Source organism: Gammaproteobacteria bacterium (assembly GCA_035546635.1).
GTDB lineage: Bacteria > Pseudomonadota > Gammaproteobacteria > JAURND01 > JAURND01 > DASZWJ01.
Window position 1 is genome coordinate 21,932 of record DASZWJ010000004.1, and the last position, 10,624, is coordinate 32,555.

General features: G+C 42.7%; 11 protein-coding genes. 5 read left to right on the plus strand and 6 right to left on the minus strand.

Features of this window, described 5'->3' with window-relative positions; genetic code table 11:
- Nucleotides 1-10: 10 nt before the first annotated feature.
- Complete coding sequence (locus VHE99_00500; GenBank protein ID HVV67507.1) at nucleotides 11-703, minus strand: VIT1/CCC1 transporter family protein; 693 nt, start codon at nucleotides 701-703, stop codon at nucleotides 11-13.
- Between the two features lie 147 nt (nucleotides 704-850).
- Between VHE99_00500 and VHE99_00505 the strand changes: the two genes are divergently transcribed.
- Both VHE99_00505 and VHE99_00510 read left to right on the plus strand, forming a co-directional pair.
- The gene (locus VHE99_00505; protein ID HVV67508.1) at nucleotides 851-1,609 is read left to right on the plus strand and encodes a methyltransferase domain-containing protein; all 759 of its coding nucleotides are present in this window, start codon (nucleotides 851-853) and stop codon (nucleotides 1,607-1,609) included.
- A gap of 130 nt (nucleotides 1,610-1,739) precedes the next feature.
- Nucleotides 1,740-3,278, plus strand: a complete 1,539-nt coding sequence (locus VHE99_00510; GenBank protein ID HVV67509.1) for a hypothetical protein — start codon at nucleotides 1,740-1,742, stop codon at nucleotides 3,276-3,278.
- A gap of 56 nt (nucleotides 3,279-3,334) precedes the next feature.
- On the opposite strand, the gene acs is transcribed toward VHE99_00510, so the two are convergent.
- Nucleotides 3,335-5,266, minus strand: a complete 1,932-nt coding sequence (gene acs, locus VHE99_00515) for an acetate--CoA ligase (protein ID HVV67510.1) — start codon at nucleotides 5,264-5,266, stop codon at nucleotides 3,335-3,337.
- 462 nt (nucleotides 5,267-5,728) lie between these two features.
- On the opposite strand from acs, the gene VHE99_00520 reads away from it, so the two are divergent.
- Nucleotides 5,729-6,151, plus strand: a complete 423-nt coding sequence (locus VHE99_00520; protein HVV67511.1) for a hypothetical protein — start codon at nucleotides 5,729-5,731, stop codon at nucleotides 6,149-6,151.
- 188 nt (nucleotides 6,152-6,339) lie between these two features.
- Here the strand turns inward: VHE99_00520 and tyrS are convergent, their stop codons facing one another.
- Nucleotides 6,340-7,539 (minus strand): tyrosine--tRNA ligase, encoded by a 1,200-nt coding sequence (tyrS, locus tag VHE99_00525; GenBank protein ID HVV67512.1) that lies wholly within the window; start codon nucleotides 7,537-7,539, stop codon nucleotides 6,340-6,342.
- Between the two features lie 170 nt (nucleotides 7,540-7,709).
- On the opposite strand from tyrS, the gene VHE99_00530 reads away from it, so the two are divergent.
- Both VHE99_00530 and VHE99_00535 read left to right on the plus strand, forming a co-directional pair.
- Complete coding sequence (locus VHE99_00530; protein HVV67513.1) at nucleotides 7,710-7,889, plus strand: type II toxin-antitoxin system Phd/YefM family antitoxin; 180 nt, start codon at nucleotides 7,710-7,712, stop codon at nucleotides 7,887-7,889.
- Nucleotides 7,864-8,073, plus strand: a complete 210-nt coding sequence (locus tag VHE99_00535; protein HVV67514.1) for a type II toxin-antitoxin system VapC family toxin — start codon at nucleotides 7,864-7,866, stop codon at nucleotides 8,071-8,073. The genes VHE99_00530 and VHE99_00535 overlap by 26 nt, the downstream gene beginning before the upstream one ends.
- 27 nt (nucleotides 8,074-8,100) lie before the next feature.
- Here the strand turns inward: VHE99_00535 and VHE99_00540 are convergent, their stop codons facing one another.
- The 3 genes from VHE99_00540 to VHE99_00550 form a co-directional block, all read right to left on the minus strand.
- A complete protein-coding gene (locus VHE99_00540) occupies nucleotides 8,101-8,649 on the minus strand; it encodes a hypothetical protein (protein HVV67515.1) in 549 nt (182 codons plus the stop codon).
- 24 nt (nucleotides 8,650-8,673) lie between these two features.
- Nucleotides 8,674-10,050, minus strand: coding sequence for a bifunctional UDP-N-acetylglucosamine diphosphorylase/glucosamine-1-phosphate N-acetyltransferase GlmU (glmU, locus tag VHE99_00545; GenBank protein HVV67516.1), 1,377 nt, complete (start codon nucleotides 10,048-10,050; stop codon nucleotides 8,674-8,676).
- 89 nt (nucleotides 10,051-10,139) lie between these two features.
- The gene (locus VHE99_00550; GenBank protein ID HVV67517.1) at nucleotides 10,140-10,568 is read right to left on the minus strand and encodes a F0F1 ATP synthase subunit epsilon; all 429 of its coding nucleotides are present in this window, start codon (nucleotides 10,566-10,568) and stop codon (nucleotides 10,140-10,142) included.
- Between the last annotated feature and the right edge of the window lie 56 nt (nucleotides 10,569-10,624).

Below are 10,624 nucleotides of genomic sequence, written 5' to 3' on the forward strand. Positions count from 1 at the left end.
AATACCCTCTTCAATGACTCACCCATTTTGCAATCCCGAACGCGCAAGCCGCAGCCACTGCACCAATTAACATAGTCTGCACCCCGGAGCGCAAAATTTTTCTGCCGGTAAAAAAACCTTTCACTGCCCCAAAAACTAACAAAGCCAGCAGGGTAACCGTCATAGAGGTCAACAGTGCCTGATGCACACTGAAAATAAATATATAAGGCAACAAAGGTATTAATCCGCCAAATACATAAGCCAAACCAATGGTCAACGGGCTAAATACCATACGCCTAGGATCCGGTCGTTCCAGACCCAGTTCGAAACGCATCATAAAATCGACCCATTTTTTAGGCTGCGTCTGCATTGCATTGACAACCACAGGCACCTGCTCTTCCGCCACACCAAACTCTTTAAGAATATCTGCTACCTCAGCTGCTTCAATATGCGGCACCTGCTCCACTTCTAATGTTTCACGTTTATATTCTGACTGATAATGCTCAGCTTCTGTTTTCGCTGCTAAATAACCCCCAAGCGCCATAGCAATTGCTCCGGCAGCTATTTCTGCTACACCTGCGGTCACAATAATCCCCGTAGAAGTGACTGCACCACTTAATCCTGCCGCCAAGGCAAATGGCACCGTCAAACCATCAGACATACCAATCACCAGATCCTTCAAAGTATCGGATGAAGCCACGTGTTTTTCTTGATGCTGGGGCATATTAAGTCACCTCGCAAGGACGGTAGCTGTCATTCTTCCGCCACCAGGATGGATTTTATAAATAAAATTTTGTTTGTTTTTGTTATTTTATTATAAAACATGGGGATTTCTTATTCGCTACTATAATAAAAGTAAGAGGGTTGGTATATGGGAATCAGTCAAAGCGTACCAGCATATGACTCGCAAAGTAAAGAATACGAACAGGCGTTTGAAGTGTTTTTAAAAAACACCAATCAAAAGAGAAATATGCATCAATGGTTACAAAAAGTAGTGGAGAAACTCCCCGCAAAACAGGTGTTTATAGATGCTGGTGCCGGAGATGGGGAAGTGACACGTTGGTTTACCCCTTTATTCCAAAAAACCATCGCCATTGAGCCCAATCCATTTTTACGAGAAAAACTACACTCCGCAATACCAGAAGCTACCATCATCGACAAAACCATCATGGAAGCCGATCCACAAGCAACTGCTGATTTAGTGCTGTGCTCTCATATTCTCTACTATATCGACAAAAATCAATGGCTACAAAACCTGGAAAAATTAGTGTCCTGGTTATCTCCTTCTGGTAGCGTGATTATCGTACTACAAAACCCCAATACCGATTGTATGAATCTACTGGAACACTTCATAAACCAGCGTTTTGATCTATCTCAGGTTGCTGAACAATTCGCAAAAAAACATGGAGAAAATTATGAAATCAACCTCTGCTGCGATGGAGCGCAAATAGAAGCACCTGATTTTTCCTCAGCACTGACCATTAGCATCTTTATGCTAAATCTATTGCCTATGCCACATCCTCTGTCAGAAACCGAATTAGAATACTACATCAGCAGTCACTTCCTAAAAGAAGACCATATCTATCGCTTTTCCTGCAATCAGGATTTCCTACAAATACGTAAAAAGTGACCTGAAAGCCGATAATCTACCCAATATTAAAATAAAATTATTAAATAAACTAATAATATTTCGTTAATATTGATTGGTTACAATGATTCTCAACATATAGATAAACACATAAAAGAGGTATTGAAGAGAGATGTCAGAATTTAAACAAGCAGCTAGTGCAGTAATCAACTTAAGCACCAGTGTAGGACTTTCCGCAGAAGCGGGAGATAAAATGAGCGAATACGGCAAGTTCGGTCAATTAATGGCTTTACTTGCATTCACTAACCAAGATCAACTATCCAAAGCTTATGACGTAAAAGCAAAATCTGATAGCAAAGCCAGCATGGGAACACTGACCCAACGTCAGGTGTTTACAACCCTAGATGAGCTCAATCTGTCAGCAGAGGATATGCTATCGGTGCTCAATCACATGACGACTTTGTCTCAGCTACTGCAAGAGCGTCCAGAACTTTTAAAAGAGTTTTTTGAAATTTGTAAAATCCAACAAAGTTTTAAAAACGGTGATGCCAGTTTCATCGGTGATAGAATCAATTCTTTAGCCGCTTTTGCTCTCAAAGCTTTTGGTTCCGCTATCGGCACAACACTTGCCGGCACCCTTTCTTCAGGCGTAGCCGTAGGAATTGCTGCACTTCTTATCGCCGCTGAAAAAGGCGTTGATTACGCCGCAGAAAAAAAATTCAAAAGTATCGAAACTGGATTGCAAAAAATCGATCAAGTAATCAATCAATCGGTGATTGCTACACTTGGCGCAATGAGCAATCATAAGAAATTTCAACCTTTTAAAGATTACATTGACGCTGCCATACAAGACATCAAATCAGGCAGTGACCCAAGAAAAGCATTAGATGCGCTGAATAACGTAAAAATGCTACGGGAATATCAATTAAGTGACTCTCCGACACTGGATAGACGAGAGCATATGCAAATCAGTATCCGAGTTATTGATAAAGCACTTAAGAAAGCTACTGACGAACACGCTGAAGTTACACAAAAACTTTCCAGTCGCACACTGCTTGAAGAGGCTGACCCAGCGACATTGGCAAAGAGACAAAAGAGCTTAGAGGGCACCATCACTGCCTTGAAAGAGCAAAAAAAAGCGATTGAAAAAATAATGCCGGTATCTGTTGATTTGGATATCTCAACCATTCGTAGCCGATCCCTTTCCCAAGACCCGGCGCAAAGAGAACAAGCATTCAGAACACCGATTAAATTTCATGCAGATCCAGCGCTAGAATCTACCAGCTCGAGATCACGTAGTCAGTCAGCGGCGCCATTAAAATTAGATATGTACAGTATAAGAAAACCTACTGTGATACATTTTGATAACACGCCATTATCATCTAGTGAAGCAGATACTCGTTCGCGCAGTCATTCATCAAGCGCTCCGAAAAATCCGCCATTTATTCCAAGTAGCCCAGGTAGCGCTCCCGCTTCGCCTGGAACTCACTTCTCTTACTCGGCACCTAAACGGAGCACATCAACACCGATGGGTCTTTCAGCTCTGCGTGAACGCAGTACTTCAACACCTACCAGTCCTTTGACTTCGAGTAATGGATTTTTCTATAAACCCAGCAGGCCGGCATTACAATCACCAAAGCACACGACCAGCCCAGCCTCATCTTCTCAATCACGTAGCAGGGGCATGACACTGGGAACGATAACCGAATAAGGATATTTAAATGAAGTCTCACCCCCTTTTTAAAGGGGGTGAGAATTGGGAGCTATTTAAGATTTTGTAGCTCTTTTACGGCTAGCCAACAAATCATCCACTACACTCGGTTCAGCCAAAGTCGAAATATCACCCAAATCTTCCACTTCATCACAGGCGATTTTACGTAAAATACGTCGCATAATTTTCCCCGAGCGGGTTTTGGGCAATCCCTTCGCCCACTCGATATGCTCAGGAATAGCAATGCTGCCTATCACCACTTTCACCCGTTGCAGCAATTCTGCTTTTAACGCCTCAGTCGGTGTCACATGATTTTGGACGGTGACATAGGCATAAATCCCTTGACCTTTGATCTCATGCGGAACCCCAACGACGGCTGCTTCTGACACCGCATGATGTGTCAGTAAAGCATTTTCAACCTCACCCGTACCCAGACGATGGCCTGATACTTTAATCACATCATCATTGCGTCCGGTAATCCAATAATAACCTTCCCTATCACGATGCGCGCCATCTCCGGTTAAATATTTGCCTGGAAACTCTTTAAAATAAGCATTTTCATAACGCGCTGGATTACCATGAATCGCCACTGCCAAACCCGGCCAGGGTTGTTTAATCACCAATTTACCTGGTTTATCATCGGTGATTTCATGCCCCTCATCATCAACAATTGCAGGTTCAATCCCAAAAAACGGCCACGCTGCTGATCCAGGTTTTAATGGGGTAGCACCCGGTAACGGTGAAATCAAGATACCACCGGTTTCTGTCTGCCACCAAGTATCCACAATTAGACAACGTTGCTCTCCAACCACTTCATAAAACCATTCCCAAACATCCGGGTTAATAGGCTCACCTACTGTGCCTAATAGCCGCAAACTTTGACGACTGGTTTTTCTCACCCAATCATCACCTTCATGGCGTAAAGCCCGAATCGCCGTGGGAGAAGTATAAAAAATATTGACTTTGTATTTATCAATAATCTGCCAATAGCGCGCATAATCAGGATAACTCGGCATTCCTTCAAACATTACTGTAGTGGCACCATTAGCCAGCGGACCATAAATCACATAAGAATGTCCGGTAATCCAACCTGCATCTGCTGTACACCAATAAATATCGTATTCATGGTAATCAAACACATACTTATGTGTAATCGCCGCATAAACCAGATAACCACCTGTTGCATGGACTATCCCTTTGGGTTTACCGGTTGAACCGGAAGTATAAAGAATAAATAGTGGGTCCTGTGCATCCATGGCTGTAACCGGACAATCCGCCGGTACTTGTTCCATGGCTTCAAAGTACCAAATATCGCGCCCCGCCTGCATAGATACAGGATTGCCACTATGCTGCACTACAATGACGCGCTTGACATCCGTTCCCAGTTGTAATGCCTGATCGGTATTGGCTTTTAAGGGAATCAATTTTCCACCGCGCAATCCTTCATCTGCCGTAATTACCACATGGCAGTCCGCATCCACTATGCGGGTATGTAACGATTCTGGAGAAAAACCGCCGAAAACTACGGAATGCACTGCACCAATTCGCGCACACGCTAGCATGGCGATGGCCATTTCGGGAATCATCGGCAAATAGATACATACCCTATCCCCTTTAACCACGCCCTGTTGTTTTAATACATTGGCAAAACGACAGACTCGGGCATGCAACTCTTTATAAGTCAAAGATAAGGTTTGTGAAGGGTCATCGCCTTCCCAAAGAATGGCAATCTTATCGCCACGGGTATCTAAATGGCGATCAACGCAGTTGTAACAGGCGTTTAGACTACCGCCAATAAACCAGCGCATATTATGCTGTTGAAGATCACCGCTTTTGATTTGTTCCCAGGGTTTGAACCAGGAAATAAACTCTAAGGCTTGTTCTGCCCAGAAACCTTCTGGATCACTGATGGAATAGTTATACAGGGTCTGATATTGCTCAAGATTTATGTAAGTTTTTTCCGCTGTAGGGTAGGTTTTTTCTTCCATCTGGGATTGCTCCGATTAGTTTTGGATGTCTTTATTATCACTGATAATCAAGTCTCTTGCCTACTGACAAATTACCTGTTATTTTGTTAGATGTCTAAAAATAAAATAGAGGTATTGAAATATGAAAACTTTGCATGCATCCTCATTCTCTTCACCCTCAACATCTTCTCTTATTATCTCTTCACAAATTTTTAAAATGCATTTTAATTGTTGTATGTGTTGCTAATTTCTTCAGCGGCCGCTGATTTTTAGTAGCGCATGACATTCAAATATCTTAAGGCTCTAAGGACGGAAATATCGACTATTGGTAGATGATTTCTGCAATATCAATTCCCTGTCTATTTTTTTGTCTTTCACGGGAATAAAAAATTAGAGCTTCATCACCTGTCGAAAACCTAGTGAATTCCGCCTCTATTTATCAGCACACTTCTGTCAACTCATTCTTATTTAAAAGGTGCTGCTATGAAAATTATTAATTATCTTATTTCCGCTTTGTTATTTATTATCTGCCCCGCCATACTAGCAAATTGCCCGGCGCCCGAGACTGTCAGATACACTTGCGATAATGGACATTGCAGCTGGGCGCCTTATTATGGCTGGTATGAAGGCAGCAATCCAGATAACTATATCCCTAAAGAACATGCAAAAGCCGCCAGCTTTACTGCAGCAAGATGGGTTCCCTATTCAGGTCCGCTTGGCGGAGCAACCACTTGTTATTACGTTGACGAATATGGCAATGCCATTACATTAGTTCAACAATCAAAATACGGACAAGTTCCTAAACCTCTTAAAGGACCTTGGAAAATCGACCCAACCAATGCGGCACAAGAAATCTGCACTGCCAGCGCTGAAACTTGTTATTTTGATTATGGGGAGACTTATTAGGCTTGTTAGACACCCCCTTTTAAAAAGGGGGTGTCTTAAGGGCACCTCTAGAAATTGATCTTTTCGCTCAATACGGCGCTGGATTAGATTTTAAAATCCTCATTTATTCCCGTATAAACTCCAGTTAAAATCTAATCCGCCTTGTCTTGAGCGAAAATCTCTAATTTCTAGAGGTGTCCTTAAAACACCTAATCCACGCGCACCTTAGCAAACCGTCGCTTACCTACTTGATAAATATGCTCTTCCCCACGAACCACTTTACGCTGCCCATCCTCCAGTTTCTCACCATCAATTTTCACCGCACCCTGCTGAATCATTCGCAATGCTTCAGAAGTACTGGCAACTAAATTCGCTTGCTTTAGCAAATTACCCACCAACATAACGCCGCCTTCAGCTTTAACCACTAACTCCTGAATATCTTCAGGAATTTCATTGCGCTGAAACTGTTTGATGAAATTTTCATAAGCACGTTCCGCCGCGGCTTTGCTATGAAATCGCGTCACCAACTCTTTAGCAAAATCCACTTTAATATCGCGCGGATTTTTCCCAGCACGCACTTCTTTACGCCAATATTCAATTTCCGCCATCGGTGTGAAGCTTAATAATTCCAGATAACGCCACATCAAATCATCGGAAATTGACATGACCTTACCAAAAATATTTTCCGGCGCTTCATCAATGCCAATGTAATTGCCCAGCGATTTTGACATTTTTTGCACCCCGTCTAAACCTTCCAGAAGCGGCGTCGTAATAATAATCTGTGGCGGTTGACCAAAATGTTTTTGTAATTCCCGACCCATGAGTAAATTAAATTTCTGATCTGTGCCTCCCAATTCCACATCCGCCTGCATGGCAACAGAATCATAACCTTGTAACAACGGATAAAGAAATTCATGAATGGCAATCGGCTGATGGGCAGTAAAACGTTTATTGAAATCATCGCGCTCCAGCATCCGCGCTACCGTATGCGTAGCAGCCAAAGCAATTAAGTCAGCGGCACTTTTATCTTTCATCCACATGGAATTAAACAGAATCTGCGTTTTTTCTGGGTCGAGAATTTTATGGATTTGTTTCTGATAAGTGCGAGCATTTTCCATAACCGCTTCAGTGGTGAGCGGCTTACGTGTTTCATCTTTGCCGGTCGGATCACCGATACGGCCGGTAAAATCACCAATCAAAAACAACACCTCATGCCCTAAATCTTGAAATTGGCGTAATTTATTAATGACCACCGTATGCCCCAGATGTAAATCAGGCGCAGTCGGATCCATGCCCAGTTTCACCCGCAAACGTTTCCCAGTTTTTAGGCGTTCAATTAATTCCTGTTCAGGCAGAACATCTACAGCACCGCGCTTTATCAAAGCCAAGGACTCTTCAATAGTAGACAAAATCAAATCTCCAAGTGGATTTTTTGCTGGATTATGCATCAATCAAGTTAAGAAGGATAGGGACGTGTACCATTCTCATAAAAATTTCCAATAAATTTTGCACCTTAATAAAAAATCTGGTCTAAAATATAAATAAACCAGTTTAATTAGATGACAAAGAGAATACATTTATGAAATCTATAGGCGCTTTTCAAGCAAAAACTCACCTTTCTCAAATACTTGCCAGTATTGAAAAAATGGGTGAATCTGTAGCAATCACCAAACATGGACGCACTATTGCTATACTCATACCAGCCATTACTGAAGATCCTATCGCCTTAGCCATTGAATCCATTCGTAAAAACTATTGAAATAGATTACACAGTAAATGATAGAGTTTTTGACACTGTTTTTGAATTGGCGCGAGATTTACAGCTTACCATTTATGACGCCTACCTGGAATTAGCTGTGCGCGAAAAACTTCCCATCGCCACTTTAGATTCCGCTTTAATTAAAGCTGCTAATAAAATTGGTATTAAGCGATTTTGGTTATAGCAATGCCATAGAAAATATTCATTGATTTTAGTGAAGCAAAGCTTGCGCCGCCTCATCTTGTTCTTCTCCCTCTTTTCTCAATAAAGGCATTTCAAGCTCAGATGGGGATTTAAAATCAGGCCGTGAAAACCCAAAACGTAGAGAATGGGTGGGACCAGGTGTGGATCGAGGTGAAGGAGACCCAGCTCTTCCCTCTTCTTTAATTTCAAGTTGTTCTGCTTCTGCTTCTCCTTGTCCTTCTATCTGCAGACCTAATTGCTGTTGTTCTTGATTCTCCCTCTGCAAAAAAATCAACCGAGTCCTTAAAAGCCCAAGCTCTTCATGCCATTGTTTGATCGGAAGATTCGCCCAAATGAATCCTGTAACCACCGTTCCGAAAAAAGTTCCACTTGCGGCTAGATAATCATTAGACGCATCTGATGACGCTGCTTTGATCCCACTATCAAGCGATTGAAACCCAAGCCGAATGGCTAAGAAGGGAATACCAAGAGCTATACTTGAATACCATTCCAATTGATTTATTCGCTGTTGTACTCTACGAATTTCCTCAGGTATTTCTTGTTGTTGTTCTGCCATTTTCAATACCTCGCCTATTTATTTCTATGATGATTCAACCGTTTTTTTCGCCTTAGGTTTCCAACCCTCCACTGTGCGCTGTTTTGCGCGGGCAACAGTCAGCTGATGTGCTGGGGCATTGGTAGTGATAGTAGAACCCGCTGCGATGTAAGCGCCTTCACCTATTTTCACAGGGGCGATTAATTGGCTATCGCAGCCGACAAATGCTTGGTCTTCAATGATGGTTTGATGTTTACTAATGCCATCATAGTTTACGGTGATAGTGCCTGCACCCATATTCACGTTCTTACCAATAACCGCATCACCAATATAACTCAAGTGTGGCACCTTGCTACCTTCGCCTAATTGAGAATTTTTCATCTCAACAAAATTACCTATCCGCGCATGTTGATCAATTCGATTACCTGGACGGATGCGCGCAAACGGACCTATCGTACAAAAATCGGCAATGCTGGAATTTTCAATGACACAATTGGCTTCTATTTTGACATTTTCACCAATCTCCACATTGCGCAGCACGGTATTCGGTCCAATCACGCTATTAGCGCCAATGGAAACTTTACCTTCAAGTATCACATTGATATCGATACACACATCCATTGCAACGATGGCTTCTCCGCGTACATCAAAACGCTCAGGATCAACAATAGTGACACCTTCCATCATCAACTCATAAGCTTTTTGGCGCTGGTAAATACGCTCTAAACTCGCTAGTTCTGAAAGATTATTAATGCCGCGCACTTCTTCGGGACGACGCGCCAAAATGCCACCTACCGAATAACCATCTGCAACCGCCATCGCGATAATATCAGTTAAATAATATTCTTTTTGGGAATTATGCGAGGTTAAGCGCGGCAACCACTCTTTTAAATGGCGCGCAGAGGTGGTCAGGATGCCAGTATTAATTTCGGTAATTTTTTGCTGTTCAGGATTAGTATCCTTTTGCTCAACGATGGCGACGATATTGCCCATTTCATTGCGTATGATACGCCCAAAGCCTTGTGGATCTTCTAATTCTGCCACGACCAAACCCAAGGCATTTTTTGGGGTATTATCGAGCAGTTGTTTGAGGGTTTCTTTAGAAATGAGTGGTACATCACCGTAGAGTACTAAAACCTGATGATCCTGATTTAAATGTGGAAGCACTTGGCGCACGGCATGTCCGGTTCCTAACGCTTCGGGCTGTTCTACCCATTGCACATCCAAGTGCGCCATTTCGCTGCGCACTAATTGGCCACCGTTACCATAGACGACATAAATCGTTTCAGGATCCAAGCTGCTGGCAGTTCGCACCACACGCTCAAGCAAGGTCACACCTGCCAAAGTATGCAATACTTTGGGAAGGCCGCTGCGCATACGTTTACCTTTACCGGCAGCTAAAATTACTACGCTTAATGTCATAAAATTTTTCCGGTAAAGATCGTACTACATAAATCCTTCTCCCCTTGTGGGAGAAGGAAAAAGGCAGAGGATAATTTTGAGAACAAGCTTTATGCCTGATGAGCTTTTTTACGTAACTCCTTAATCGCGCGCAATTGCGCAGCTGCTTCTGCTAATTCACTCATGGCATTACCATATTCAAACTCAGCACTCTTGTCAGTTAATGCTTTTTCAGCCCGTTCTTTGGCTTCTTGAGCTGCAGCTTCATCTAAATGATCGGCACGGATCGCGGTATCTGCTAATAGCGTCACTACTTGCGGCTGAACCTCCAGCATCCCACCTGAGAGATAAAAAATTTCTTCTTTGCCACCCTGCAATACCACACGGATAAATCCAGGTTTGATAGAGGTTAACAAAGGGGTATGGCCCGGCAAAATACCCAGTTCTCCCATAGACCCGGTCACAACGACCATCTCTGCTAAGCCCGAAAAAATTTGGGCTGCTGCGCTTACGATATCAAGATGAAATGTCATTGCCATGTATTATCTCTATAAATAACTCATTCGATAAATCCTTCTCCCCTTGTGGGAGAAGG

Excerpts from the sequence above, each read along its gene's own strand:
- VHE99_00500 (HVV67507.1), bottom strand. The coding sequence starts at position 703 with ATGCCCCAGCATCAAGAAAAACACGTGGCTTCATCCGATACTTTGAAG.
- VHE99_00505 (HVV67508.1), top strand. The coding sequence starts at position 851 with ATGGGAATCAGTCAAAGCGTACCAGCATATGACTCGCAAAGTAAAGAA.
- VHE99_00510 (HVV67509.1), top strand. The coding sequence starts at position 1,740 with ATGTCAGAATTTAAACAAGCAGCTAGTGCAGTAATCAACTTAAGCACC.
- acs (HVV67510.1), bottom strand. The coding sequence starts at position 5,266 with ATGGAAGAAAAAACCTACCCTACAGCGGAAAAAACTTACATAAATCTT.
- VHE99_00520 (HVV67511.1), top strand. The coding sequence starts at position 5,729 with ATGAAAATTATTAATTATCTTATTTCCGCTTTGTTATTTATTATCTGC.
- VHE99_00530 (HVV67513.1), top strand. The coding sequence starts at position 7,710 with ATGAAATCTATAGGCGCTTTTCAAGCAAAAACTCACCTTTCTCAAATA.
- VHE99_00540 (HVV67515.1), bottom strand. The coding sequence starts at position 8,649 with ATGGCAGAACAACAACAAGAAATACCTGAGGAAATTCGTAGAGTACAA.
- glmU (HVV67516.1), bottom strand. The coding sequence starts at position 10,050 with ATGACATTAAGCGTAGTAATTTTAGCTGCCGGTAAAGGTAAACGTATG.
- VHE99_00550 (HVV67517.1), bottom strand. The coding sequence starts at position 10,568 with ATGGCAATGACATTTCATCTTGATATCGTAAGCGCAGCAGCCCAAATT.